Origin of the sequence: Marinobacter flavimaris, assembly GCF_002933295.1 — a bacterium.
Taxonomy (GTDB): domain Bacteria; phylum Pseudomonadota; class Gammaproteobacteria; order Pseudomonadales; family Oleiphilaceae; genus Marinobacter; species Marinobacter flavimaris.
In genome coordinates this window covers 578,982-605,064 of record NZ_PSSW01000001.1, presented here as the reverse complement: position 1 = coordinate 605,064, position 26,083 = coordinate 578,982, and the positions used below count along the sequence as shown (strand labels likewise).

The following is a 26,083-nucleotide window of genomic DNA, read 5'->3' as shown; positions in this document are numbered from 1 at the left end:
CTCAAAACGAAGGATATAGCAAGCCGTAAACTTTTAACAAATGTCAAAAGGCATTAATGTGCGATTGCTAACGATCACCGAGGGATAGGACATGACCGGCCGGAACAGGATCAGAAGCCTGATCAGAAAGGCTTGCAGTACCGCAGTTCTCGTTGCACTGGTTTTTGGGCAGACCAGTCTTGTTCAGGCCGGTCCCAGGGAGCAGGCCAAACGAATCTACGACCGGATTGCCGGCGTTCCGCCTTCCGCCGATGTTCTCAACGCTATGGAAAGTGACATCGTTTCGGGCAACACAATTGACGCCGCGTTCACTGCCATGGAGGACAGTGCATTCTACGACGTAACCCTGAAGAATTTTGCAGCCCCCTGGACCAACGAGGCGATGTCAAAGTTCGTGCCCCTCAATGATTACATTGCCACGGTGATCGGCCTGGTGCGGGACGGGGAAGACTTCCGAAAAGTTCTGTATGACGATGTTCTTTACATCGGGAATCCATCCCTGAACCTGCCAAACTACTCCACCAGCAACAACAACCACTATGAATCCCTCGAGAACAGTGGAGCCAGCCTTAAGGACAACCTGGAGCGGGTAAACCAGTCGACCTATACGGGCCTTCCTCCCTCGGCCACCGCCGGCGTCATCACATCAAGAGCTTCCGCCCGGGCTTTCTTCAGTGCCGGCACCAACCGGGCAATGTTCCGCTTCACACTGATCAATCATATGTGCAACGACCTGGAGCAGGTTGCGGACGTTACCTTGCCCACGGACCGCATTCGCCAGGATGTTTCCCGCAGCCCGGGTGGTGACAGCCGGGTCTTCCTGAACAACTGTGTGGGGTGCCACACCGGCATGGACCCCATGACCCAGGCGTTTGCCTATTACGACTACGAGTATGATGCCAACACCGACCCCGATGGAGAGCTGGGCAGGCTGGTCTACAACGCCATTGGCGAAACAGATCCAGAAACCGGCTCCAGGGTTCAGGCCAAGTACCACATCAACTCTGCAACCTTCGAGCAGGGCTATGTCACACCTGACGACAGCTGGGATAACTACTGGCGCCAGGGCGCCAATCGCCGACTGGGATGGGATCCCTCACTCCCGGGTTCCGGCAGCGGTGCCAAGAGCCTGGGTATGGAATTCGCGAATTCCGAGGCCTTCGCAGAGTGCCAGGTCAAGAAGGTGTTCGAGAATGTCTGCCTGCGACCTCCCTCCGACAGCGCAGACCGTTCGCAGGTAAGCAGTATGGTTGCCAGCTTCGCAAGTCAGGGGTACGACCTGAAGCGGGTATTTGCAGAATCCGCCGTGTACTGCATGGGGGAGTGAGGACGCTATGAAAACATTTAAAGGAATTTCAATGAGCTCCCTCAAATCGGTCCTTGCCATCACTGCCCTGGCCCTTCTGCTGTCAGCCTGTGGTGGCGAATCCACGGAACAACTGCCGAATACCTCCCAGAATTCCGGCACGGTTACCTACAACGGGCCTCCCCCCTCGACGGATGATGTAGCCAACTTCAAACGCACCGTGTGGGACAACCTGGTCACCCAGGATAAATGCGGCGCGTGCCACGGCTCCAATGGCCAGGCGCCCACGTTCGTCAATGAGCTTGACGTTAACCTTGCTTACGCACAGGCGAACTCTATTGTTAATCTTTCAGATCCATCCCAGTCAACGATGGTGACAAAGGTGGCAGGTGGCCACAATTGCTGGCTCCAGAGCACGTCAGCCTGTGTGGACATTCTTACCACCTATATTTCCAACTGGGCCGGCGGCTCTGAAGGCTCTGCAAAAACTGTCGAACTCCGCGCACCGGCCCTCAAAGAGCCGGGTGCCACGGTTGCTCTGCCCGGCGACCCTGGCCTGTTCTCTAGCACCGTATACCCAGTACTCACACAGTATTGCAGTGACTGCCACGGGGACGGAGGCCAGACCCCCTACATCGCCAGTGCCGATGTCACCACCGCCTACGATCAGGCGAAAAGCCGTATTGATCCTATGAATCCGGGCGCATCCCGACTGGTTGAACGTCTGCGCTACGACTTCCACAACTGTTGGGACGACGACTGCGAAGCCTCAGCCGATTTGATGGAACTGAAGATTCTTGAAATGGTCCAGGATCTGAGCGCCCAACCCGTGGACCCGGCAATCGTTGCCAGCAAGGCACTCAACCTGCAGGCAGACGGCCTGCTCGCAAACTCCGGCGGCCGGTTTGAAGACAACGTGATTGCCCTGTACGAATTCAAGTTTGGTGAAGGCCAGACTGCCTTTGATACCAGCGGCGTATCGCCAGCGCTGGATCTGACCCTGAGCGGAAACGTTGACTGGGTTGGCGGCTGGGGCATCGACCTTGGCCCGGCGGGCGAAAACGAGCAGGGCTTCATGATCCCCGCGGGCAAGGCCCAGGGCAGCACCACCGCCAGCCGGAAGCTGCACACCCTGCTGACCGCCTCCGGCGAATACAGCATCGAGGCCTGGGTCGCCCCGGGCAACATTACCCAGGAAGATGCCCGGATCGTGACCTACTCCGGCTCATCCACCACCCGCAACGTCACCCTGAGCCAGTCGCTCCAGCGTTACGAGGTACTGCATCGCAGCACCACCAGTGACGAAAACACGCCTTTCGCAACCCAGGACGCCGACATGCTCCTGCAGGCAACGCTCCAGCACGTAGTGGTTAACTACACCCCGGCGACCGGTCGCCAGATCTTTGTGAATGGCGTTCCAACCGGCGATGTTGATCCGGACGACGGCGGACTACTGACCGAATGGGACGACAGTTTTGCCCTGGTCCTGGGCAACGAGACCGATGGCAACTCGCCCTGGCAGGGCGCGATCCGGATGGTCGCCATCCACAATCGGGCGCTGACACCGGAACAGGTCCAGGCCAACTTTGAGGTGGGCGTTGGCCAGAAGTTCTACCTGCTGTTCGGGGTCTCTCACCTGATCGACCTGCCCGAGAGCTTCATCGTGTTCGAAGTCAGCCAGTTCGACAGCTACGCCTACAGATTCACCAGTCCCTTCTTCATCAGCCTTGATGACTCCGTCGAGCCATCAAATATTCCGCTGCGTGGCATGCGACTGGGTATTAACGGCAAGGAGGCAACGGTGGGACAGGCCTGGGCCAATCTGGACGTTACCCTCGACAGTGGCAGCTATGAACCGGGAACCGGGCAACCTCTCTCCTCCCTGGGCACCATCATCGCTCTTGAGAATGGGCCCGGAAACGATGAGTTCTTCCTGACGTTCGACCAACTGGGCGGAAACAACTTTGCCCGCTCCGAACCCTCGCTGCCGCCGCAGCCGGAACCCGCTGACCTGCCACCGTCATCGGAGATCGGCTTGAAGACTTTTGACGAGATAAACGAGTCCATGTCGAGGATGACCGGTGTTCCCACAACCAACCAGGCTGTATTCAACACATACACCACCGTGAAGCAGCAATTGCCTACGGTAGAGACTATTCAGGGTTTCCTGTCCTCTCATCAGATGGCCGTTACCCAGATGGCCATCCAGTACTGCGATGCCCTGGTCTCAAATTCGCAGCTTCGGGACCAGATGTTCCCAGGGTTCGATTTCTCCGCCCCGGCCAGCACCGCCTTCGACCACGGTGGCAAGAGCCTGGTTACCGGGCCATTGCTGTCGCGCTTTGTGGGCAGCAACCTGGCATCACAGCCTGGTGACAGCGCAATCGAAACGGAGCTCAGCGAGCTCATGGATAGACTGACCAGCTGTGATACAGGGTGTGAGCCTGACCGCACAGAAACAGTCGTGAAAGCAAGCTGTGCCGCCGTGCTTGGCAGCGCCACCACCCTGGTTCAGTAGAGGAAGCCGATCATGTTTATACGCAAATCCCGTAAAAAGCCTTTGGCCAACGGCAGCCCACTGCTCCACGACGATCACGGCAAGCCACGGACCCGCCGCGAATTTATCGCACAGGGCCTGATGGCAGGCTCAGCGACGGTGTTCGGTGCTTCCCTGTTCAGCCTGTTCGGTAATCCGAGAACAGCATCCGCGGCGCTCTCTTCAGACCTGGAAACGCTGAAAGCAAGCTGTGGCATCGCGGTTCAGGGCGCCGGCAAGATTCCGTTTATCTGCTTTGACCTGGCAGGAGGCGCCAACATTGCCGGCTCTAACGTGCTGATGGGCAAATCCGGTGGGCAAATGGATTTCCTGAGCACCGCGGGCTACAACAAACTCGGGTTACCAGGTGACATGCTGCCGAACGACCCGGCGTTCGTGAACACTGAGCTGGGCCTGGCGTTCCATTCGGACAGTGGTTTCCTGCGGGGCATTCTCCAAAGCACGAGTGCCGGCACCCGAGCAGGAATCGACGGCGCCATTATTGCGGCCCGCTCGGAAAACGACACCGGAAACAACCCCCACAACCCGATGTACGGCATCCATCACGCGGGTGCCGACGGCTCCCTGCTCTCCCTCATAGGGTCCCAGAGTTCGGAATCCGGCGGTAACTCGCTGGCACCGATGAATCTGATCAATCCGGAGGTTCGCCCCACCAAGATTGACCGGCCCTCAGACGTTACCGGCCTGGTAGATGTGGGCGACCTGATCGGCATTCTGGATCAATCAGACGCGGTCGCCGTGATGGAATCCATTCAGCGCATCAGCGACGCCAAGATGAATCAGGTCAACACCGGCATTTCTACAGACGACGTCGTCAAGGATCTGGTTCGCTGCGGCTACATCAAGAGTGCAGACCTGGCAGACCGCTTCGGCGATCCGGCAGAACTGGATCCAGAGCTGGACCTCGAAATCGTGGGCCCTACCGGCATCTTTACCCGCGATGAGTTCAATAATAACCGTGAGTTCCGCAAAACTGCGTCTGTCATGAAGCTGGTGCTGAACGGCTACGCTGGCGCCGGCACGATCACCATGGGCGGCTACGACTACCATACGGGTGAGCGCGGAACCGGCGAACGTCGTGATGAACAGGCCGGTCGGTGTATGGGCGCCTGCCTAGAATACGCAGCCCGGGTAGGAATGCCATTGATGCTCTATGTGTTCAGTGACGGCTCGGTGTCGAGCAACGGCCGAATCGACGATTCCATGGACGGTCGTGGCAAGGGCGAATGGACCGGCGACAACCAGCAGACAGCCGCCTCGTTCTTTATGGTATACAACCCGGCTGGTCGCCCTACCCCGATTCGCAGACAGATCGGCTTCATGCGCTCCGATGCGTCCGTAGAAACTGCATCCAGCCCGGCGGCCAACAATGTCAACCAGTTGGTCCAGACCGTGTTGCTCAACTACATGGCATTGCACGGAGAACAAAACCAGTTCGGAACCCGCTTCAACGGCCACGGGCTGGGCAATGGGACATCTCAGGACAGCCTGATTGCGTTCTCGAATGTCGTGAACGGCACTATCGGAAATTGACAGAAACTGCTCGTTCCGCCCCTAGTCTGATTGGGGCGGAACGAGGCCTTCTGAAACATGCATCATGCGCTGATCATCGATAACCACAACATCGATACCCTTCAAACGCTCAATCATCTCCAGTCCCTTTTTGGGCCCGAGCACGAAAACCGCCGTGGAGAGGCCGTCGGTTGTTAACGCATCCTCGCCGATAATGGTCACGCTTTGGACACCCTGGACCGATTTGCCGGTCTCAGGCGACAGGATGTGATGAACCCTTTCTCCCGCCTCATCCACGAAGAACCGCTCGTAGTCGCCGGAGGTGGACACTGCCACATCCTCGAGCGGCAAAACCACCGCGTTGCGCCCTTCTGAACGGGGGTCCCGAATGCCCACGTACCAGGGCCGGCCCCGCTTGTCCCCTAACAGTCGCATGTCGCCGCCAGCACTCAGCCGGGCATGGCGAATGCCAAAACTGACCAGACGCTCGATTCCCAGATCCACTGCATACCCTTTGGCGATGCCACCGAGGTCTACCAGAATCCCTGCCTGCCGGTATTCGACCGTCTGATCATCCTCATCAAGAATCACATCCCGAAAATTCACCCGCGGCAAGCCGGATCGAAGCTCCTCGTCCGTGGGCTTTTTGCCGGCCCTGAAGTCATACAGGTAACCCACTGAGCCAAAGGTGATGTCGAAGGCGCCCTGGCTGAGTAGAGAAACCTCCCGTGCTTTTTCAATCACCTCGAACAACCCGTCACTGACTTCTACTGGCCCGTCGGGTGCATTGAGGTTGAGCCTGGAGACCTCCGACTCTTCCCGATAGCGACTCATCTGTTCATCAACCTGATGAAAAACCGCCAGCACCTCTTTGCCAACCCGGTTCGCCAGCTCTTTATCCTCCGCCCAGAACTCCAGTTCGATAGGCGTGGTCATTGCAGTATCCGAAAACCGATACCACTCGGCGCTGGCCGACATCGGGACGATGACAAGCCCCATTGCCGCCAAAAGAAACGAGAGAGTCGATCCAAGTCCGAATTTCCTGCGCTTTATAGTTACCAAGACCCACAAAACTCCATTGGCTGCAGCGAAGCCCACACCGGGCAATTCCGGAAAGTATATCCATTTCTTCGGCTGCAGCCGAACCGATTCATGGGAACAACATAGGCCAGACAAGATGCAGATCACTAACCTACAATTTGTTACCCAAAATTCCACTTTTGTCCCATTGTTGGCCTCATAATCAGCAGAGACACTAGCGTTGCTTAACAAATAATCAAAACAATGATTGGCAGCCCTTTTCCCCATTGGCGCTGCAATTCCGGAGGCCAACCTGAATGAACGTCAGAAAAGTACTCTTTTCTGCTTGTCTGCTGTTGCTGGCGAGCACTACTGTGTATGCCGAAACCCTTAAAATCGGCCTGAACTACCCGCAGACCGGTCGTTACAAGGATCAGGGTCTGCAACAACGTCTGGGCGCCTTTCTGGCGCTTGATGAAATCAATAAAGCCGGTGGCGTGATGGGGCGTCAGCTGGAGCTGGTGATCAGAAATACCCGCGGTGACCCTGCCCAGGGCGCAAAGAACACCGCAGAACTCATCGACCGTGAAGGCGTCCAGATGGTGTTCGGCGGTGTGTCCAGCGCCGTTGCCATTGCCTCAGGCAAAGCTGCTCGCGATCGCAACCGGATCTACTTCGGCACGCTGACCTACTCGAACGCCACCACCGGCGCCGAAGGGCATTCATACATGTTCCGTGAGCCCTACAACGCCTGGATGACTGCAAAGGCGCTCAGTCAGTATCTGACCACCAATCATGCGGAAGACGATTACTTCTACATTACCGCCGACTACACCTGGGGCTGGTCTGTGGAGGAGTCTGTTCGCAAGTTCTCGGGAACCGAAGACACTGACCGCCATCAGGGCGTGAAAACCCCTTTCCCCCGGGCACTGATTACCGATTTCAGGGAGGCGCTGGAGCAGGCAGAGGCCAGTAACGCCAAGGTTCTGATGATGGTCCTGTTCGGCGACGACATGGTGAGAGCACTGAATGTTGCCTACGAAATGGGCCTTACCAAGAAAATGCAGATTGTTGTGCCCAACCTGACCCTGGGCATGGCTCGGCAGGTAGGTCCCACCATTATGGAGGGCGTTATCGGCGGCTCGCCCTGGGTATGGAACGTACCCTACGAGCTGAACTATCCGAGAGGAAAGGAGTTTGTAGAAGCCTTCTCAAACCGATATGAAATGCGACCATCCACCGCTGCGGCCTCGGCCTACAGCATTATTTATCAATACAAGGATGCGGTGGAACGTGCCGGTACCACCAATACCGCCAGCCTGATCCGGGCCCTGGAGGGACACAGGTACACTTTCCTAAAAGACGAACAGTACTGGCGCGAATTCGATCACCAGAATGTCCAGACGGTGTATGTGGTTAAGGTAAAACCGCGCAACACAATCATTGCTGACGAATACAGTTCCGATTATTTCAGCATCATCGATTCAATGCCGGGTGACCAGGCGGCGCAGACCCGGGAAGAATGGGAAGAGCGGCGCCGGGAGGCTGGAAAACCGCTCAGGCTCTAAACAGTCCCTTAGGGAACTGGAGAAAAATGTCTGGAAAAACATGACTCCGCCTGCCGCAACTTGAGGATCGCGTTGCGGCAGGCATTGTGATTCCGAAAAGCGACTTGCCTTAGCGCGCCTCTTCCCAGGTCTTCAACAGCTCGTCGTAGGCAACGGTTTTGCCCTGTGGCTTCTCGTTAGCCAGCTTCGGCTTGGGTGCGCCGGGCTGATCCAGCCAGTATTGCGGGTCGCGCGGTTCGTTCAGCTTCGGACCACAGGTCGGTTGAACATTGGCACGCTCAAGGCGCTCCATGACCCGATCCTGAGCCTGAGCGAGGCCGTCGAGGGCTTCCTGAGGAGTGGCTTCACCACTGGCCGCCTGGGCAATGTACTGCCACCAAAGCTGGGCGAGTTTCGGATAGTCTGGCACATTGGTACCGGTCGGTGACCACTGCACACGAGCCGGGCTCCTATAAAACTCCACCAAGCCGCCGAGCTTCGGCGCCATTTCAGTCATCGCCTCAGATTCAATGTCGGACTCGCGAATCGGCGTCAGGCCGGCAATCGTTTTCTCCAGAGAGACGGTCTTGGATACGGTGAACTGGGCGTACAGCCAAGCTGCAAGGCGACGTTTCTCAGGCGTGGAGTCCAGGAAAGTCCAGGAACCTACGTCCTGATAGCCCAGCTTCATACCTTCTTCCCAGTAGGGCCCACGGGGAGACGGTGCCATCCGCCATTTGGGGGTGCCATCCTCATTTACAACGGGCAGGCCGTCCTTGATCATGCTCGCGGTAAAGGCGGTATACCAGAAGATCTGCTGGGCAACGTTGCCCTGTGCGGGAACGGGACCGGCCTCTGAAAAGGTCATGCCCTGAGCTTCGGGGGGCGCGTACTCACGCAGCCAATCCACGTATTTCGTAGTGGCATAGACAGCCGCAGGCCCGTTCGTTGCACCACCACGGCTAACGCTGGAGCCGACCGGGTGACACTCTTCAACCCGAATCCCCCATTCGTCCACCGGCAAGCCGTTGGGCAGGCCCTTGTCGCCAGCACCCGCCATGGAGAACCAGGCATCAGTGAAACGCCAGCCCAGAGACGGATCTTTCTTGCCGTAATCCATGTGGCCGTATACTCGCTCACCATCAATTTCCTTCACGTGAACCGAGAAGAACTCGGCAATATCCTCGTAGGCAGACCAGTTAACCGGCACACCCAGGTCGTAGCCGTAAATTTCCTTGAATTGCTCTTGCAGATCTTCACGTTCAAACCAGTCGGCACGAAACCAATAAAGGTTCGCAAACTGTTGCGAAGGCAACTGATAGAGTTTGCCATCCGGCCCAGTCGTAAAGTCGAGCCCAATGAAATCATCAAGATCCAGGGTAGGCAGGGTAAGATCTTTACCGGAACCGTTCATGATGTCCTCAACGGCCACCACCTTTCCATAGCGAAAATGGGTACCAATCAGATCTGAATCATTCACGTAGCCATCATAGATATTTCTTCCAGACTGCATCTGGGTCTGGAGCTTCTCGATGACATCCCCTTCCTGAATCAGCGTGTGAGTCAGGTTGATCCCGGTGATTTCGGAGAATGCCTTGGCAAGGACATTGGACTCATATTCGTGAGTCGCTATGGTTTCGGAAACCACGTTGATATCCATGCCACGGAACTGCTCAGCGGCTTTGATGAACCACTCCATTTCCTTGAGCTGCTCTTCCCTGCTCAAGGTAGAGTTTTTGAACGCTTCATTGACCCACTTCTCAGCCGCTTCACTGTACTGATCGGCGCTGGCATGCAGGCTCAAACCCATGCAGGCGACACCAACGGCGGCGCTGAGCAACAGGGTCCTCGGATATTTGTTGTTGTTGAACATATCCAACCTCGTTCGACATTTAATGAATGGAACGAAACAGCCGTGTTTCGTGTCCGCAGTTATAGCGCTCTTTCTGGTCGCTATTCTTTTTTGCCGGAATCTATCGTGATCGATTCCGATCATTCAAACAAAATTAGTTCGTTTTCGAAATCATTACAAGAAGTCCTGAATCTTTTTTAGGACCAGGATTTTCGAAAAAACACCATACGAACATCCCTTGTCGATACTCACCCCCAACGCAGCAAAACCAGGAGCCAAACCACAGAGACAGCGAGCGCCACCCAAAGGGTGATATCGCTGACCGCCAGGAAGCTCAGATGTATATATGCTGCCGAAAGCAATCCAATAAACAACCGATCCCCGCGGGTGGTGGCTATCGGCAGAAACCCCTTCCTCTCGGTGCACGGGGAGACAATTTCGTAAACCGTCATTACCGCCAGAATTCCCGCAATCACGGCAAAGAAGATGGCGACGGTCGGAGTCCAGTTCATCCAGGCAATCATAAAACGTCTCCTTACACGCGTCCGAGGGCGAAGCCTTTGGCAACATGGTTACGAACGAACCAGATCACCAGCAGGCCGGGAATGATGGTTAGCGAACCGGCGGCAGCCAGAACACCCCAGTCGATACCGCTCGCCCCTATCGTTCGGGTCATGATCGCCCCGATCGGCTGGGCATCCACGGACGTTAGCGTCCGGGCCAGCAGCAGCTCCACCCAGGAGAACATGAAGGCAAAGAAAGCCGTCACCCCGATCCCGGAACGAATCATCGGCAGGAACACCTTCACGAAAAATTTCGGAAAGCTGTAGCCATCAATATAGGCCATCTCGTCATACTCACGGGGGACACCGGACATGAACCCTTCCAGAATCCAGACAGCCAGGGGCACGTTGAACAGGCAGTGAGCAAGCGCCACCGCAATATGGGTGTCGAACAGGCCGATAGATGAATAAAGCTGGAAGAAAGGCAGCAGGAAGACCGCCGGCGGCGCCATCCGGTTGCTCAGCAGCCAGAAGAACAGGTGCTTGTCACCCAGGAACTTGTAACGGCTGAACGCATAGGCGGCAGGCAAGGCCACAAGCAACGTGATCACCACGTTGATGGACACGTAGATCATCGAATTGATGTAACCGTTGTACCAGCTGGGATCCGTAAAGATCACGGCATAGTTATCCAGGGTGAAATTCTGGGGCCAGAGGGTAAGCCCCCCGAGAATTTCCTGATTGGTCTTGAACGACATGTTCAACAACCAGTATATCGGAGTCAGGAGCAGCAGAATAAACAGCGTAATCCCGACGTTTTTTGAACGTGTCTGTCTCATCACACTCTCCTTATTTTTCTTTGTCGGCGTGCGTAATGGCGGTAAAGAAGAGCCATGAAATCAGCAATACAATGAGGAAGTAGATCAGCGAGAACGCAGCCGCGCGACCCAGATCAAACTGCCCGATTGCCATGGTTGTCAGTGTCTGGCTCAAGAAGGTTGTGGAGCTGCCCGGGCCGCCACCGGTAAGCACAAACGGCTCAATGTAGATCATGAAGCTGTCCATGAACCGCAACAGCACTGCGATGATCAGAACACTCTTGAGCCTGGGCAGCTGGATATACCGGAACACCGCCCATTTCGAGGCACGGTCAATTTCCGCCGCCTGATAGAAGGCCTCCGGAATCGCCCTCAGCCCGGAGTAGCAGAGCAAGGCGACCAGCGGAGTCCAGTGCCAGACATCCATCAACAGAACCGTCAACCACGCATCAAGGGTGTCTCCGGTATAGTTGTAGTCAAACCCCAGCTGATTGATCCCCCAGCCGAAAAGACCGATGTCGCCACGGGCAAAGATCTGCCAAATGGTGCCAACCACGTTCCAGGGAATCAGCAACGGAATCGCCAGCAGAATCAGGCAGAGCGACCCCTTTATGCCAGATTTTGGCATCATCAGTGCGACCCCGATTCCGAGCGGAATCTGGATTAGCAATACCGCGCCGGAAAAAATAAATTGCCGAATAAGGGAATCCTGAAGGCGCTCGTTGGTGAGCACTTCCTTGAACCATTCAGTACCCACGAAGAACGCCTGGCCCGGACCAAAAATATCCTGGACCGAATAATTCACGACCGTCATCAGTGGAATGAGAGCCGAGAAGGCAACGAGCAGAAATACAGGCAGCACCAGCCACCAGGCTTTATTGTTTTGTACCTTTTGCATCAGTCTTGCTCCTGTACCAGGAATTCATCCATATACAGCTTCAACCACTGCTTCGGGAACGAGAGATAAACTCGACTGCCAATTGATGCGGCGAAGTCCTCGCTCTCCCGAACCTTCATTTTTTCGTGGTCAAGCTGAACGGTAACGATCTTGTAGGTACCCAGATCCTCGACATCCATCACCTCAGCCTCAAAGGTGTCGTCTGAAGCGACGGAGGACACTTCCACAAACTCCGGACGAATTCCGATCTTGATGTTGGTAGACCTGGTCCGCTGCAGGACATCAACCTGCCAGGGCTCAAGCGACACATTCGTGTTCCCAAAGCACACGCCCCGGGCACAGCGCTGCACCTCGATAAGATTCATGCCGGGGCTTCCGATAAAAAAACCCACGAAGGTATGGTTGGGCTGTTCAAAGAGTTCGGTTGGGGTACCAAACTGGACGATCTGTCCGCCATACATCACGGCAATCTTGTCGGCAAAGGTGGAGGCTTCGAGCTGATCGTGGGTGACATACACCATGGTGATGTCGAACTGCTCGTGAATCTGCTTGAGCTTGCGGCGCAACTTCCACTTGAGCTGCGGGTCGATCACCGTCAGCGGCTCGTCGAACAGAATCGCCGTCACGTCTTCCCGCACTAGGCCGCGGCCCATGGATACCTTCTGTTTTTCATCCGCGGTCAGGTTCTTTGCCTTTTTGTAGAGCTTGTCCTGGATCTCCAGGACTTCGGCAATCTCATGAACGCGGGCCTTGATCTTGGAGGCTGGAACCTTGTTGTTCTTCAGCGGAAACGCCAGGTTGTCGTAGACCGTCATTGAGTCGTAGATGACAGGAAACTGGAAGACCTGGGCGATATTCCTGTCCCTCGGAGACAACTCATTAACACGCTTTCCGTCGAAAAGTACCTCGCCCTCGGAAGGCTGAACCAGACCGGAAATAATGTTCAGCATGGTGCTTTTTCCGCAACCCGAAGGGCCCAACAGCGCGTAAGCCCCACCCTTGTGCCAGACATGGTCGAGCTGACGGATTGCGTAATCGTCTGGTCCCTCGGGCATGTCACTATAACTGTGGGCGAGTGATTTCAATTGAATTTCAGCCATCAGACAGACCCTCCTGAAACCTGAGACGGGGTGTGCACCAGTTGTTCGTTATTGTCGAAGACGAACAATTTATTGATCGGCAGATATACCTTGATCGGTGCGCCTGTGTGGTACTGATGCACTCCCATCAGTTGCATCACCATTTCAAAGTGACTGTTCTCCACATGCATGAAGGTTTCAGAACCACTGATTTCGCTGAGTTCTACCTCCATGGACATTTCCAGATCATCGTCGCTGGTGGGGACCAGACCAATATGGCTGGGACGAATTCCGAACCAGTAATCGCCAGGTTCCAGCTTCGACAGCTCCTGCGTAAGTGCATGGTGGGAGTACTCGTCGAACGTCACCTCGGTTTCAGACACCCGGCCTCGAATCATGTTCATCGGGGGTTCACTGAACAACTGTGCAGCAAGGGTGTTCACAGGTGCGCGATAGACATCCATCACTGGCCCGTTCTGAACCACCTGGCCCTGGTGTAACAGTGTGGTTGTGCCACCGAGTGCCAGGGCTTCATTGGCCTCCGTAGTGGCGTACACCGCAATGCACTGGCGCTCGCGGAACAGGTCTCGCAGTTCCGCCCGAAGCTCTTCCCGTAGCTTGTAATCGAGGTTTACCAGGGGCTCGTCGAATAGCACCAGGGTGGCATCCTTCACCAGGGCCCGGGCCATGGCGGTTCGCTGCTGCTGACCACCTGACAGTTCCAACGGGTAACGCTTCAGCAAAGGATCAATCCGAAGCATCGACGCCGTTTCTTTCACCCGGCGGTCAATTTCAGAATCAGTCATCCTCGCCAGCCGAAGTGGCGAGGCGATGTTTTCGTAGACGGTCAGATTGGGGTAATTGATGAACTGCTGATAGATCATCGATATGTTGCGGCTCTGCACGCTCAGCCCTGTAACGTCCTCACCGTTGTAGATCAGACGGCCGGTATCGGGCTTATCCAGCCCAGCCATCAATCGCATCAGCGAGGTTTTTCCGGCCAGTGTCCGGCCGAGCAGAACATTAAAAGAGCCTGCCTCGAAGGTGAGGTTGGCATCCCGTATGTAGTCGACGCCGTCGACCTCACGGGAGAGATTCTCCAGTGTTAAGGACATAGGCTTTCCTTTTTGTTCTTGTGGAAACGCGCTTTGAGACCGACGTAAATCAGCCGCGCAAATTCGATTTCGAACTCTCTACGCAAAGGACATACCACATTGCGCAAGCAAAGAAATTGATTCGCTTATAACGTTGTTTTAAAAAGCTTTTTCTCTACATGCAAATTTCTCATTCGAAAACCAAAATGTTCGTTTAGCAATATTGTGTTCAAACTGAACATTGACCTGAACAGCATTTGCACAGATTATTGAGCATCAGCTTTAGCATAATTGCCCGCGTAAGCTGCTCGAATGTCGACCAAAACAACGAACGAATGCTTGAGTGACGACTGATGAGAAAAAACGAATATGCGGATTACCGGAGCGTTATTGCCGATTCTTGGAACCGTTGTATTGCCTGGGGCCTTGAACACGACCATGAGCCAACACCGCTTATGCCGGAATCTGCCCGACTGGAGGAAATAAACCGCCAGTACAGCGAATTGCTCTCGGTGACCGAGGCTGAGGTTCTCCCCTACTACCGGAACGTACTTTCCAGCAGCCGATGCCTCATTCTGCTTGCCGATCAGCATGCCACGGTACTGAACAGCTGGGGTGATGAACGTATCACCGAGACCCGCCTGAAACCCTGGTTCCAGGCGGGTGCGAACTGGCAAGAACAGAATTGCGGTACGAACGCCATTGGCACCTCTATTGCTGTTAGTGCGCCCGTCCAGATTCAGCGAAACGAACATTTTCTGAAAACGAACCGGAGCATCATTGGTTCTGCGGCACCCATTTTCGGTGCTCACAGGCAGATTGCAGGGGTTCTCAGCGTATTCAGCGACGCTTACCTGCCACAGGCCCACACCCTCGGCATGGTTCGGCTACTTTCACAATCTGTCGAAAATCGTCTCATCAAACGTCAGTTTGGCCCCGATCATTTTCAGATTACCCTGAACACCACGGCGGATAACTTTGACAGCCCCTGGTCGGGCATCCTGGTTTGCGATGATTTCGGAAAGATCATTGCAAGCAACCAGCGAGCGGACCAGTTACTGGGAATGAATACCGTCGAGGCCCGCCTGGATGAGTTATTTACGAGCCGCCGGCATCAAATTCTTGAGCATCCAGAAACTGAAACCTTGCAACTGACCACTCGCAGCAAGGTGCGACTGAGCGCCAGGATCAAACGCCCTACAAGGGTTAACGAAAACCCGAATCGGATCGATCGGTTATCTCAGTCGAACGAGGGCTGCTATTCAGATGAGCTGCTGGGTATCGACAACCTGGAGTTCGGTGATTCGGCAGTAAAGCGTTGCGCTACACAAAGTCTCAAAGTACTTCAGCGGGGTGTCCCGGTTCTTATCACCGGCGAGACAGGGGTCGGCAAGGAAGTGCTGGTCAAGGCCCTTCACCGGGCATCCCACCGAAAGGATCAACCACTGGTCGCGGTTAACTGCGCGGCCATTCCGCCGGAACTGGTTGAGTCGGAGCTGTTCGGTTACGAAGCCGGCGCCTTCACCGGCGCCCGGGCGCAGGGTTCGCTGGGCTTTATTCGAAAGGCCCACAAAGGCATCCTGTTTCTTGATGAGATTGGCGAAATGCCCCTGTCGGCCCAATCCAGGCTGCTACGGGTACTCCAGGAACGGCTGGTTACGCCAGTGGGTTCTACCGACAGCGTTCCCGTTGATATTCTGCTGGTTACCGCAACCAACCAACCACTGGGCACACGTATCGAAAGCGGCCATTTCCGGGCGGACCTTTACTACCGGATCAACGGGCTATGCGTGGAACTCCCTGCGCTCCGAAACCGATCCGACAGGTCGCTGCTGATACAGAACCTCTATTCCCGACACCGTGACCCTGGTCAATCGGAACAGCTGTCTCCTAAAGTGCTTTCGGCCTTTGAGAACCACCCTTGGCCGGGTAATATCCGCCAATTGGTGAACGTGTTGCGGGTGGCGATCGCCATTGCTGACGGGGAAGATGTGCAGGTATGGCATTTACCGGAAGACTTTCTTGCAGAATTCGAGACCGCCGCAGGCGAGGAATCCGATCCACGGATAGCGGAACCACGAGCCCCGGGCGTTGAGGTTGAACAGGAGGATCCACTCGCCACAACTCTCAAGGTGTACCGCAAGTGCACTGGCAACGTGTCACAGGCAGCGAGAGAGCTGGCCATCAGCCGAAACACACTATACAAGCGTCTTCGGGAATTAGGGGTTCGCTAAACCGCGTTTCCGCAACATCGTATCGTCAAAGCTTCTGAACTGCCTGGATCCAGCCATCGTAAAGCTTGTCCCGGTTCTGCTTCGTCATGACTGGTTCAAAATTCCGGTCACAGCACCACAGATCCGAGAGTTCCTCAAGAGAGCCATAGACTCCGGCTTTCAGGCCGGCTAGGTAGGCAGCGCCCAGCGCAGTAGTTTCAACCAACGACGGGCGATCCACCCTCGCACCGAGAATGTCAGCCAGAAACTGGAGCACCCAGTTGTTGGCCACCATGCCACCGTCAACTCTGAGGTTGACCGGGCGAATGCCGTCTTTTTCCATGGCTTTCTGCAGATCCTTGGTCTGATAGCAAACAGACTGCAGGCCCGCCGTGACAATCTCTTTTATACCGGTATCGCGGGTAAGACCGAAAATGGCGCCTCTTGCATTGGGATCCCAATAGGGCGCGCCGAGTCCGGTAAATGCTGGCACCAGATATACTCCGTGGTCCATGGGCGTACCCTCTGCGAGCGGCTCTGTTTCACAAGCATTCCGGATTAGCTGAAGTCCGTCTCGCAGCCATTGAATGGTTGCGCCCGCGATAAAAATACTGCCTTCCAGGGCGTAGGTAGGCTTACCGTTCAGCCGATAGGCCACCGTTGTGAGCAAGCGGTGTTTCGACTGCAAAGCTTTGTCCCCAGTGTTGAGCATCAGGAAACAACCGGTTCCGTAGGTGCTCTTCGCCATGCCAATGCCGAAGCAGGTCTGACCAAATAGAGCGGCCTGTTGATCTCCAGCAATACCGAGCACCGAGGTTCCGTTAAGGGCTCCACCCTCTGTGATCTCTCCGAACTGATCGGCAGAGTCCATCACCTCCGGCAACAGCGATTCGGGAATGCCGAAAAGCTCCAGGAGCTCCGGATCCCATTTCTGGTTGTGAATGTTGAACAGCATCGTACGGCTGGCATTGGTCGCATCAGTGCGATGCTCTCGGCCACCGGTTAGTCGCCACAACAAAAAGCTATCGACGGTACCGAATGCGAGCTCACCGCGCTCCGCTCGTTCCCGCACTCCGTCGACATTTTCCAGAATCCAACGGATCTTGGTGGCCGAGAAATAAGGATCAATCAGCAAACCGGTCTTGCTGTTGACCCAGGGTTCGAGCCCTTCACGTTTCAGGGACTCGCAGTAGGAGGCGGTTCGCCGGTCCTGCCAGACGATAGCGTTGTATACGGGCTCTCCGGTATTCCGATCCCAGACTACCGTGGTCTCGCGTTGGTTGGTGATGCCTACGGCAACCACTTTACCGCAATCACCACACTCTTCGGCCATTACCGCGTCACAGGTCTGCTGAACCGATGACCAGAGATCCTCCGGATTGTGCTCAACCCAGCCGCTTGCCGGGAAATGTTGGGGAAACTCTTGTTGGCGGATAGCGTGTATGTTGCCCAGTAGGTCAAAGAGTATGGCACGGGAACTGGTTGTACCTTGATCGATGGAAAGTATGTACTGACTCATGGTATTTCGACCTGGGTTTCTTATTTTTTCGCATTTTTGCTTTTTTGAACATAAATTCCAAGTAGTTTTCACTTAAAGCGCGCGTCCAACTCGCCGAACCTTTTAAAGAAGCTGCATAACCCGCTGAAAACTACTAAGCTTTAAAACTGTTTTCGGACGCACAGTATTTCGCATGAGAAAAATGATAAAGCGGAGGAGGCTTTCATGGCACAGCGTCGCCGACAGGATCTTATTATGGAGCTGATCCAGCAGAACGGTTTTGTCACGACCGAACAGCTGGTGGACCAATTCAAGGTAACGCCCCAGACGATCCGCCGGGACCTGAATGAACTCGCCAAGGAGAAAAAGCTCCGCAGACACCATGGCGGAGCAGGCATTGACTCCAGCACAGTCAACACCGCCTACCAGGCTCGAAAGATAATGGATCTGGAAGCCAAGGAACGAATTGCACAAGCGTTGGTGGAGCTCATCCCTGACAACTCCTCCATGTTCATCAATATCGGCACCACCACCGAGACCATCGCTAAGGCTCTGCTTGAGAAGAACAACCTACAGATAGTTACCAACAACCTGCACGTTGCGTCCATTCTTTCGGCCAAAGAAGATTTCCATGTAATCATCGCTGGCGGAGAGGTGCGCAACCGTGATGGCGGAATTGTCGGTGAAGCTACCATGGACTTCATCAATCAGTTCAAGATGGACTTCGGCATCATTGGAATCAGCGGTATTCACAATGATGGTTCCCTCCTCGACTTCGATTACCGCGAAGTCCGAGTCGCTCAGGCAATCATCGCCAACTCCAACCAGGTCCTTCTTGCTGCCGACCACTCCAAGTTCGGACGAAATGCCATGGTCCGTCTCGGTAACATTTCCCAGGCCGATCATGTGTTTACGGATCAGCAACCTCCCGTAGAAATCCGTCAGTTGCTGAACGAACACAACGCTCAGCTCCATATCGTTTAATAGTTTTTCGCTTGTTCCCCTCTGCGAAAAGGTGATCGCGCTACGTTTTTCGTTTTTTTTCTATTTTTTCCTTTACGAATATATATGCCTTTCGCATAATAGCGATATACCGCATATTGAACACTGAAAAGTGCGCATCGCAACAAAGCGCCTTTTCAGAGTCGTCAGGAGATGACCAACAATGGCTATGGAGCATGAGCAGTTTGACGTTATCGTCGTTGGTGGCGGAGTCAACGGCACGGGCATTGCCATGGATGCGGCGGGACGGGGACTGAAAGTTCTGCTTTGCGAAATGAATGACCTGGCCTCAGCCACCTCATCAAGCAGCAGCAAGCTGATACATGGTGGGCTGCGGTACCTGGAACATTATGAATTTCGCCTGGTCCGGGAAGCCCTAGCCGAGCGCGAGTCTCTGCTTCGCAACTCACCACACATCATGTGGCCCATGCGTTTCCGGCTGCCTCACCGCCCTCACCTGCGGCCAGCCTGGATGATTCGCACCGGCCTGTTTCTCTATGACCATCTGGCAAAACGGGAAATCCTTCCGGGCTCCCGCTCGATCAAATTTGATGAGAAGGACCCTCTGAAGCCCGATATCACCAAAGGCTTTGAATACTCGGACGGCTGGGTAGACGATGCCCGTCTCGTGGTGCTGACCGCAAAGAAAGCACAGCAGTTTGGCGCACAGATACTGACCCGCACCAAATGCGTCAAGGCAGAACAGGGCTCAAAGGAATGGGAGGTCACACTTCGTGATATGACCAACGAAACCGAAAAAACGGTATCGGCGAAGGCTATTGTGAATGCCTCTGGCCCCTGGGTAAGCAAACTGTTCGGTGAGACTCTTTCAATGCCGGCGCCCAAGATGATTCGCATGGTGAAAGGCAGTCATATTGTGGTACCGCGCATGAACAAGGGCACCGAGGCCTATATCCTTCAGAACGAGGACGAGCGGATCGTTTTCGTCATTCCCTACGAGGACGAATTCTCACTGGTGGGCACCACCGACGTCGATTATGAAGGCGACCCGAAAAAAGCAAAGATCTCACCTGAAGAAACCGACTATCTTCTGAACATCGTAAACTCCCATTTCAAGCGGCAACTGGAGCCTTCGGATGTGATTTGGTCCTACTCTGGCGTGCGGCCCCTGATGGACGATGAACAGGAGAATGCCCAGAAAGCGTCACGGGACTACTCCTTTGAGGTCAATAGTGAAAAAGGTAAGGCGCCGCTGATTTCGGTATTCGGAGGCAAGATCACCACCTATCGCAAACTGGCCGAAGCCGCCACGGACAAGCTGTGCCAGTTCTTCCCGGAAGCCGGCGGTCGCTGGACCAAGACTGGTGTTTTGCCGGGCGGAGACTTTGCCAATCATGAAGCACTGGAAGAAACCCTCAGACGTGATTTTCCCTGGCTCTCCGAGAAGGTGATCAGTCGCTATGTGCGTACCTACGGCACAACCAGTTACGACATTCTCCATAATTGCCACTCAATGGACGATCTGGGCGAACACTTCGCAGGAACCCTCTATCAACGGGAAGTCGAGCACCTGATAAAGAACGAATGGGCGATGACCTCGGAGGATATTCTCTGGCGTCGTACTAAACAGGGACTTTATTCGAGCGACGCGGATGTGGAAGCACTGGACCGCTACCTGATGAAAAGCGCTTGTGCCGACACTCGCAAGACTTCGCTCCATCACAGCGCCTGAACCCCTCCGGTCACTGTTGCTCCGGCCCAAGAAGCAGGGCAACTCTTTGTTGCAGCTGGGGCACAACCTCGTCTTCGAACCATGGATTCCGACGCAGCCAGAGGTTATTTCTTGGGCTGGGGTGAGGCATTGGGACTATCTCTGGCCAATACTTCTGCCAATGCTCAACATTGGCCGTTACGGACTGACGACAGTCCGGCAGATGCCAGGTGTGCGCATACTGCCCGATAACAAGAGTCAGACCTATGTCTGGCAGATGATCCAACAGTAAATTGCGCCAGGCTGGCGCGCACTCCGGCCGCGGCGGAAGATCCCCGGATTTTCCGGTACCCGGATAGCAAAACCCCATCGGCAGGATCGCGAGCTTCTGCTCGTCATAGAAGGTATCCCGGGTAACCCCCATCCATTGCCGAAGCCTATCGCCGCTGGGATCGTTGAAGGGCAGCCCGGTCTCATGCACGCGCCTGCCCGGGGCCTGCCCGACTACGAGAATTCTGGCGCTTTCAGATATCTGTATGACAGGCCTCGGCCCGCGTGGAAGAACGTCGGCGCAAATCGTACACGCCCGCACGCGTCGAACCAGGTCATCGAAGGGAAGCCGGGAAAGATCCTCTGTCATGAGCGTTCCGTTATCAGGGTGATTGCATATACCGTCATTTCCCGTAACGATAGAGGCACAATCACGACACAACAAGTCTCGAAGGACACATCATGAATGCGAAAGCAGGCTCTCTCCCGCTGCCGGAAATCGATATCGAAGAGTTCCGGAAAGTTGTTCGCACGCGCCGCTCCATCAGGCGCTTTACCGATGAGCCGATTCCTGAGGCCGTGCTTGAAGATTGCCTGGAACTGGCAACCCTGGCTCCGAATTCCAGTAACCTCCAGCCCTGGGAATTTTTCGTTGTCCGCACGCCGGAGCTCAAGGCAAAACTCGCCCACGCCTGTCTTGGCCAGAATGCAGCGAAAACCGCCGCTGCGCTGATCGTAGTGGTTGCCCGACCGGATAGCTGGCGGGCTCATGCACGGCAAGCTCTTGAGGATTGGCCAGAAGAAAAACTGCCGCCCATCGTTGAAAAATACTATCGCAAAGTTGCCCCGATTCATTACAACCAGGGGCCGCTTGGTATTCTGGGTTTAGCCAAAAAAGCGGCAGGCCTTGCGGTGGGAATTACCAGGCCGGTGCCCCGGGGGCCCTACTCCAATTGCGAGATGAAAATCTGGGCTACCAAATCCACAGCCCTGGCTGCCCAGAACCTCATGCTTGCGCTCCGCGCCCACGGGTATGATTCCTGCCCCATGGAGGGTTTTGACGAGCATCGCGTGAAGAAGCTTATTAATCTGCCCGGAAAAGGATTGGTAACCATGGTACTGGCAGCCGGCCGACGGGCTGAAAACGGCGTCTATAACCGCCAGTACCGTTTTGATCAGCGCCAGATGGTGCACTACCTCTGATCCAGTAACGGCAATCCGGCCTCATACTTCCGGATTGCCCAGTGCCTCGGCAGCCCCCAGCAGGCCGGTGTAGGGCTCGGTGACCACATAGACCGGTGTAAACTCCAGTAGCGGGCGCATTCTTCCTTTATCCTCAAAGCCGTTGCGGAACGGGCTTTCGAGAAAGAACTCGAGGAAACGGGGCAGGATTCCGCCACACAGGAAGACACCACCCGTGCTACCCAAGGTCAGAACGCCATTGCCGGCTACCCGACCGAGAATTTCACAGAAATGGCTGAGCGTGTGGCGGGCCAGCCTGTCGGTGTTTTCTACCGCAGCCGCGGTGATTTTCTCCGGCGCATCCAGTGGCGCCGCAACGCCCTGAATCTCTGCATGGGCCTGATACAGGTTCAACAGGCCCTGACCGCACAGGATCCGTTCCACGGAAACCCGGCCAAACCGGGCCTTCAGAATCCGCAGCACAGCCATTTCGGCATCGTCCGTGGGCGCGAAATCCACGTGGCCACCCTCGGTCATCAACGGCACCCAGCCATGCTCGATGGGCACCAGCCCTGAAACGCCGAGCCCGGTTCCCGGACCCATCACCAGCCTGGGGCGCCGGCTGTCACCGGGGCCGCCGCAAACATGCACCAGATGGTCGTTCGCAACGTGAGGAACGCCGAGGGCCATGGCGGTAAAATCGTTGATCACCTTGAACCTGGACCAGCCAAACTGTGCTCGGACTTCTTCGGTATCAAAAAGCCAGTGGTTGTTGGTCATCCGAACCTGGGTCCCGCGAACCGGTGAGGCAACAGCCAGACAGGCCCCGTCGACCTCCGAAACCCCAACCCTAGCCAGGTAATCCCGCACTGCGTCATCGAGGTTCGCATATTCTCCGCAGGGCAAAATCTTGATGGCGCGAGGCTGCACGGTTCCCTGCTCTACCAGGGCAAAACGCGCATTGGTGCCACCAATATCACCGACCAGTGAATAGCGTGTTGCTGTCATGCCTCGTGATTCCAGAAAAAGCTGGCCCCTTCCTCGGGATTGCTGGCAGCGCGTCGCATCCAGCCAAATAACTCCCGACCGTAGCCGCGATGATACCCGGTCAGGTCCGCTTTTTCAGATTCCCGGCCGGCGAACTCCTGATCATCCACGCGGATGGCAAGAACACCACTCTCGGCATCCAGACAAACCATGTCGCCATTCTTGACCTTGGCCAGCGGGCCACCGTCCAGCGCCTCCGGGTAGACATGGATCGCCGCAGGTACCTTGCCCGACGCACCGGACATACGGCCATCCGTCACCAGACCAACCTTGAATCCGCGATCCTGCAACACGCCAAGGTAGGGGGTAAGCTTGTGCAGCTCTGGCATACCATTGCTCTTGGGACCCTGGAAACGCACGATCACAATACAATCCCTGTCCAGATCCCCTGCCTCAAAGGCTGCCTTGAGTTCGTTCTGGTCGTTGAACACAACGGCCGGCGCTTCAACTTTACGGTGCTCCGGGGCAACGGCAGAGACCTTGATAACGCCCCGACCGAGGTTGCCATCAAGCACCCTCAGCCCACCATCGGGTGCAAACGGCTCGGCAACCGGGCTGAGCACATCCGGGCGAAGGCTTTTTTCCGGCGCGGGCTTCCACACCAGTTGCTCATCCGACAACTCCGGCATCTCGGTATAGCGCTCAAGGCCATAGCCAACCACTGTGTTCACATCGTTATGCAGGTATCCGCCGCTCAGCAGCTCCCTGATCAGGAACGGCGTTCCGCCAGCCTCGTGGAAAGCATTCACGTCTTCCTGCCCGTTAGGGTAGATCCGGGTCATGGACGGAACCACGGAGGAAAGCTCGGCGTAGTCGTTCCAGTCGATGATGATCCCCGCCGCCCGGGCAATCGCTATCCAGTGAATGGTGTGATTGGTGGAACCGCCAGTAACCAGCAGCGCCACCAGAGCATTGACGATGCTCTTTTCATCCACCATATCGCCCAGACCCAGCTCGCCACCGTGAGGCTTGGACAGCCTGATCACCTGCTCGGTCGCCGCCCGGGTAAGCTCATCACGGAGCGGCGTATTGGGGTTCACAAACGCCGACCCCGGCATATGCAGGCCCATGACTTCCACCAACAGCTGGTTGCTGTTGGCGGTGCCGTAAAACGTACAGGTGCCGGGGCTGTGATAGGACTTGCTCTCGGCCTCCAGCAATTCTTCCTTGCCAACCTTGCCCTCGGCGTAAAGCTGGCGGATCCGCTGCTTTTCCTTGTTCGGGAGCCCTGAAGGCATCGGCCCTGCGGGGACCAGAATGGTAGGGAGATAGCCGAAGCTCAGCGAGCCGATCAGAAGGCCAGGCACAATCTTGTCGCAGATCCCCAAAAGCAGCGTGGCATCGAACATGTTGTGACTGAGGGCCACGGCCGTACTCATGGCAATGGTGTCCCGGGAGAACAGGCTCAGCTCCATACCCGGCTGGCCCTGGGTTACGCCGTCACACATGGCCGGCGTGCCCCCGGCCACCTGAGCCACCGACCCCATTCCACGGGCCGCCTCCCGAATAATATCCGGGAACTTTTCGTAGGGTTGGTGGGCCGAAAGCATATCGTTATAGGCCGTTACCATGGCCACGTTGGCCTTGTTCATGAATTTCAGGGTGTCTTTGTCGCCCTGATTACAGGCCGCGAAACCGTGGGCCAGATTGCCGCAGGACAGAGAGCTCCGGTGTGGAGACTGGGCTTTGAGGGCATTCATGCGGTTCAGGTAATCCTTCCGCGTTGGGCGACTGCGCTCGATGATTCTCTGGGTAACCTTATCTACGGTCGGGTGCATGGTGGGCTCCATTGCGTAATTTATTAGAGTGGTCGTTTTTAGACGTAATTTTACTTCCTTTTTTTGGCATTTCCACCGTTTTATCGTTCATTTCTTCTTTTTTTGTTGTTATATTTACTACATTACTGAGGTAAAACGAACAAAAAACGACCACCCAAGGAGTCAGACAATGACAATCCGTATCGCAATTAACGGTTTTGGCCGCATCGGTCGCAATGTTCTCAGAGCATTGTATGAAAATAACTACCGGAGCCAGCTACAGGTTGTTGCCATTAACGACCTTGGCGACGCCGAAACCAACGCCCATCTGCTCAAGTATGACAGTGTTCATGGTCGATTTGAGGCCGATGTCAGCCACGACTCAGAATCGCTGACAGTGAACGGCGACCGCATTGCCATCACAGCACTGCGCAACCCCGAAGAACTGCCCTGGAAAGATCACCGTGTCGATGTTGTTTTCGAGTGCACCGGGCTTTTCACCAAACGGGACAAGGCGGCAGCTCACCTGAAAGCCGGCGCGCGCAAGGTCATCATCTCTGCACCCAGCCCCGATGCGGATGCCATGATTGTCTACGGCGTGAATCACGAAACCCTGACCACCAATCACGACATTATCTCCAACGCGTCTTGCACTACCAACTGCCTGGCACCGGTTGTTGAAGCTTTGCACAAGGCCATCGGCATCGAGAGTGGCCTGATGACCACCATCCACTCCTACACCAACGACCAGAAACTGAGCGACGTGTACCACTCTGATCTTTACCGCGCTCGCTCTGCCACTCAATCGATGATTCCAACGAAGACCGGCGCGGCTGCCGCCATTGGCAAGGTTATTCCGGAACTTGAGGGAAAGCTTGATGGCCTCGCAGTTCGCGTCCCCACCATCAACGTATCATTGGTGGACTTTGGCTTTATCGCCAGCCGCGAAACGACCGTTGACGAAGTAAACGAGGCGATAAAAACAGCGGCCGAGAAAAATCCGGTTCTTGGTTATAATATCGAGAAACTGGTTAGCATCGACTTCAATCACAACGCACTTTCCAGCATCTATGATGCCAACCACACCCGCGTTCTGGGTCGTCACGTAAAAGTCATGGCATGGTACGATAATGAATGGGGCTTCTCGAATCGTATGCTGGATAATGCCCTCGCCCTCTTCGAGGCCGGCCAGTAAATCTGGCCGTTTCAGCTGATTCCGCTACTCTTTTCGAGACCATTTTGAAGAACCAAAGGAC

The 26,083-nt window shown here is 55.5% G+C and carries 20 protein-coding genes; 9 read left to right on the top strand and 11 right to left on the bottom strand.

All coding sequences use genetic code 11. The features are described from left to right. Window positions 1-91: 91 nt before the first annotated feature. The 3 genes from MDHKLMBL_RS02780 to MDHKLMBL_RS02770 are packed head-to-tail and all read left to right on the top strand — an operon-like array spanning window position 92 to window position 5,396. Entirely contained in the window at window positions 92-1,327 is a 1,236-nt protein-coding gene (locus MDHKLMBL_RS02780; protein ID WP_092029857.1) for a hypothetical protein, read from the top strand. Between the two features lie 31 nt (window positions 1,328-1,358). Continuing rightward, entirely contained in the window at window positions 1,359-3,824 is a 2,466-nt protein-coding gene (locus tag MDHKLMBL_RS02775) for a LamG domain-containing protein (RefSeq protein WP_199185476.1), read from the top strand. 12 nt (window positions 3,825-3,836) lie between these two features. Continuing rightward, entirely contained in the window at window positions 3,837-5,396 is a 1,560-nt protein-coding gene (locus MDHKLMBL_RS02770; protein ID WP_104270052.1) for a general secretion pathway protein GspF, read from the top strand. 21 nt (window positions 5,397-5,417) lie between these two features. On the opposite strand, the gene MDHKLMBL_RS02765 is transcribed toward MDHKLMBL_RS02770, so the two are convergent. Next, window positions 5,418-6,311, bottom strand: coding sequence for an FAD:protein FMN transferase (locus MDHKLMBL_RS02765; protein ID WP_008174651.1), 894 nt, complete (start codon window positions 6,309-6,311; stop codon window positions 5,418-5,420). A 401-nt stretch (window positions 6,312-6,712) separates the two neighbouring features. Between MDHKLMBL_RS02765 and MDHKLMBL_RS02760 the strand changes: the two genes are divergently transcribed. Beyond that, a complete protein-coding gene (locus MDHKLMBL_RS02760; protein ID WP_008174649.1) occupies window positions 6,713-7,963 on the top strand; it encodes a substrate-binding protein in 1,251 nt (416 codons plus the stop codon). Window positions 7,964-8,072: 109 nt separating this feature from the next. Here the strand turns inward: MDHKLMBL_RS02760 and MDHKLMBL_RS02755 are convergent, their stop codons facing one another. The 6 genes from MDHKLMBL_RS02755 to MDHKLMBL_RS02730 form a co-directional block, all read right to left on the bottom strand. Beyond that, the gene (locus MDHKLMBL_RS02755) at window positions 8,073-9,815 is read right to left on the bottom strand and encodes an ABC transporter substrate-binding protein (RefSeq protein ID WP_008174648.1); all 1,743 of its coding nucleotides are present in this window, start codon (window positions 9,813-9,815) and stop codon (window positions 8,073-8,075) included. A 227-nt stretch (window positions 9,816-10,042) separates the two neighbouring features. After that, a complete protein-coding gene (locus MDHKLMBL_RS02750; RefSeq protein WP_008174646.1) occupies window positions 10,043-10,318 on the bottom strand; it encodes a DUF2160 domain-containing protein in 276 nt (91 codons plus the stop codon). An 11-nt stretch (window positions 10,319-10,329) separates the two neighbouring features. Beyond that, entirely contained in the window at window positions 10,330-11,136 is an 807-nt protein-coding gene (locus MDHKLMBL_RS02745; protein ID WP_008174643.1) for a carbohydrate ABC transporter permease, read from the bottom strand. 10 nt (window positions 11,137-11,146) lie between these two features. Further along, window positions 11,147-12,013: a carbohydrate ABC transporter permease gene (locus MDHKLMBL_RS02740; protein WP_008174642.1), complete on the bottom strand. Its 867-nt coding sequence runs from the start codon at window positions 12,011-12,013 to the stop codon at window positions 11,147-11,149. Further along, the gene (locus MDHKLMBL_RS02735) at window positions 12,013-13,113 is read right to left on the bottom strand and encodes an ABC transporter ATP-binding protein (RefSeq protein ID WP_104270051.1); all 1,101 of its coding nucleotides are present in this window, start codon (window positions 13,111-13,113) and stop codon (window positions 12,013-12,015) included. Before MDHKLMBL_RS02735 ends, MDHKLMBL_RS02740 begins: the two co-directional genes overlap by 1 nt. Continuing rightward, complete coding sequence (locus MDHKLMBL_RS02730) at window positions 13,113-14,207, bottom strand: ABC transporter ATP-binding protein (RefSeq protein ID WP_104270050.1); 1,095 nt, start codon at window positions 14,205-14,207, stop codon at window positions 13,113-13,115. The genes MDHKLMBL_RS02735 and MDHKLMBL_RS02730 overlap by 1 nt, the downstream gene beginning before the upstream one ends. A gap of 332 nt (window positions 14,208-14,539) precedes the next feature. Here MDHKLMBL_RS02730 and MDHKLMBL_RS02725 point away from each other — a divergent pair, with 332 nt between their 5' ends. Further along, a complete protein-coding gene (locus MDHKLMBL_RS02725) occupies window positions 14,540-16,420 on the top strand; it encodes a sigma-54-dependent Fis family transcriptional regulator (RefSeq protein WP_104270049.1) in 1,881 nt (626 codons plus the stop codon). A gap of 25 nt (window positions 16,421-16,445) precedes the next feature. Here MDHKLMBL_RS02725 and glpK read toward each other — a convergent pair whose 3' ends face one another. After that, entirely contained in the window at window positions 16,446-17,918 is a 1,473-nt protein-coding gene (gene glpK / locus MDHKLMBL_RS02720) for a glycerol kinase GlpK (protein ID WP_008174634.1), read from the bottom strand. A 204-nt stretch (window positions 17,919-18,122) separates the two neighbouring features. Between glpK and MDHKLMBL_RS02715 the strand changes: the two genes are divergently transcribed. Continuing rightward, entirely contained in the window at window positions 18,123-18,881 is a 759-nt protein-coding gene (locus MDHKLMBL_RS02715; protein ID WP_008174631.1) for a DeoR/GlpR family transcriptional regulator, read from the top strand. 181 nt (window positions 18,882-19,062) lie between these two features. Beyond that, window positions 19,063-20,592, top strand: a complete 1,530-nt coding sequence (gene glpD, locus MDHKLMBL_RS02710; RefSeq protein ID WP_008174629.1) for a glycerol-3-phosphate dehydrogenase — start codon at window positions 19,063-19,065, stop codon at window positions 20,590-20,592. A gap of 10 nt (window positions 20,593-20,602) precedes the next feature. Here glpD and MDHKLMBL_RS02705 read toward each other — a convergent pair whose 3' ends face one another. Next, window positions 20,603-21,211 (bottom strand): uracil-DNA glycosylase family protein, encoded by a 609-nt coding sequence (locus MDHKLMBL_RS02705; protein ID WP_104270048.1) that lies wholly within the window; start codon window positions 21,209-21,211, stop codon window positions 20,603-20,605. A gap of 92 nt (window positions 21,212-21,303) precedes the next feature. Here MDHKLMBL_RS02705 and MDHKLMBL_RS02700 point away from each other — a divergent pair, with 92 nt between their 5' ends. After that, complete coding sequence (locus MDHKLMBL_RS02700) at window positions 21,304-22,044, top strand: nitroreductase family protein (protein WP_092029877.1); 741 nt, start codon at window positions 21,304-21,306, stop codon at window positions 22,042-22,044. A gap of 21 nt (window positions 22,045-22,065) precedes the next feature. Here the strand turns inward: MDHKLMBL_RS02700 and MDHKLMBL_RS02695 are convergent, their stop codons facing one another. Together MDHKLMBL_RS02695 and edd are read right to left on the bottom strand one after the other, a co-directional pair. Beyond that, window positions 22,066-23,031 carry a glucokinase gene (locus tag MDHKLMBL_RS02695; RefSeq protein WP_104270047.1) on the bottom strand — a complete coding sequence of 322 codons (966 nt, stop codon included), beginning with the start codon at window positions 23,029-23,031 and terminating at the stop codon, window positions 22,066-22,068. After that, window positions 23,028-24,848, bottom strand: coding sequence for a phosphogluconate dehydratase (gene edd, locus MDHKLMBL_RS02690; protein ID WP_104270046.1), 1,821 nt, complete (start codon window positions 24,846-24,848; stop codon window positions 23,028-23,030). The genes MDHKLMBL_RS02695 and edd overlap by 4 nt, the downstream gene beginning before the upstream one ends. Before the next feature lie 169 nt (window positions 24,849-25,017). On the opposite strand from edd, the gene gap reads away from it, so the two are divergent. After that, on the top strand, window positions 25,018-26,022 hold the full coding sequence (gene gap, locus MDHKLMBL_RS02685; protein WP_053112363.1) for a type I glyceraldehyde-3-phosphate dehydrogenase: 1,005 nt from the start codon (window positions 25,018-25,020) through the stop codon (window positions 26,020-26,022). The last annotated feature ends 61 nt before the right edge of the window (window positions 26,023-26,083 follow it).

Coding starts and splice junctions, on each gene's coding strand:
- MDHKLMBL_RS02780 (WP_092029857.1), top strand. CDS start 92: ATGACCGGCCGGAACAGGATCAGAAGCCTGATCAGAAAGGCTTGCAGT.
- MDHKLMBL_RS02775 (WP_199185476.1), top strand. CDS start 1,359: ATGAGCTCCCTCAAATCGGTCCTTGCCATCACTGCCCTGGCCCTTCTG.
- MDHKLMBL_RS02770 (WP_104270052.1), top strand. CDS start 3,837: ATGTTTATACGCAAATCCCGTAAAAAGCCTTTGGCCAACGGCAGCCCA.
- MDHKLMBL_RS02765 (WP_008174651.1), bottom strand. CDS start 6,311: ATGACCACGCCTATCGAACTGGAGTTCTGGGCGGAGGATAAAGAGCTG.
- MDHKLMBL_RS02760 (WP_008174649.1), top strand. CDS start 6,713: ATGAACGTCAGAAAAGTACTCTTTTCTGCTTGTCTGCTGTTGCTGGCG.
- MDHKLMBL_RS02755 (WP_008174648.1), bottom strand. CDS start 9,815: ATGTTCAACAACAACAAATATCCGAGGACCCTGTTGCTCAGCGCCGCC.
- MDHKLMBL_RS02750 (WP_008174646.1), bottom strand. CDS start 10,318: ATGATTGCCTGGATGAACTGGACTCCGACCGTCGCCATCTTCTTTGCC.
- MDHKLMBL_RS02745 (WP_008174643.1), bottom strand. CDS start 11,136: ATGAGACAGACACGTTCAAAAAACGTCGGGATTACGCTGTTTATTCTG.
- MDHKLMBL_RS02740 (WP_008174642.1), bottom strand. CDS start 12,013: ATGCAAAAGGTACAAAACAATAAAGCCTGGTGGCTGGTGCTGCCTGTA.
- MDHKLMBL_RS02735 (WP_104270051.1), bottom strand. CDS start 13,113: ATGGCTGAAATTCAATTGAAATCACTCGCCCACAGTTATAGTGACATG.
- MDHKLMBL_RS02730 (WP_104270050.1), bottom strand. CDS start 14,207: ATGTCCTTAACACTGGAGAATCTCTCCCGTGAGGTCGACGGCGTCGAC.
- MDHKLMBL_RS02725 (WP_104270049.1), top strand. CDS start 14,540: ATGAGAAAAAACGAATATGCGGATTACCGGAGCGTTATTGCCGATTCT.
- glpK (WP_008174634.1), bottom strand. CDS start 17,918: ATGAGTCAGTACATACTTTCCATCGATCAAGGTACAACCAGTTCCCGT.
- MDHKLMBL_RS02715 (WP_008174631.1), top strand. CDS start 18,123: ATGGCACAGCGTCGCCGACAGGATCTTATTATGGAGCTGATCCAGCAG.
- glpD (WP_008174629.1), top strand. CDS start 19,063: ATGGCTATGGAGCATGAGCAGTTTGACGTTATCGTCGTTGGTGGCGGA.
- MDHKLMBL_RS02705 (WP_104270048.1), bottom strand. CDS start 21,211: ATGACAGAGGATCTTTCCCGGCTTCCCTTCGATGACCTGGTTCGACGC.
- MDHKLMBL_RS02700 (WP_092029877.1), top strand. CDS start 21,304: ATGAATGCGAAAGCAGGCTCTCTCCCGCTGCCGGAAATCGATATCGAA.
- MDHKLMBL_RS02695 (WP_104270047.1), bottom strand. CDS start 23,031: ATGACAGCAACACGCTATTCACTGGTCGGTGATATTGGTGGCACCAAT.
- edd (WP_104270046.1), bottom strand. CDS start 24,848: ATGCACCCGACCGTAGATAAGGTTACCCAGAGAATCATCGAGCGCAGT.
- gap (WP_053112363.1), top strand. CDS start 25,018: ATGACAATCCGTATCGCAATTAACGGTTTTGGCCGCATCGGTCGCAAT.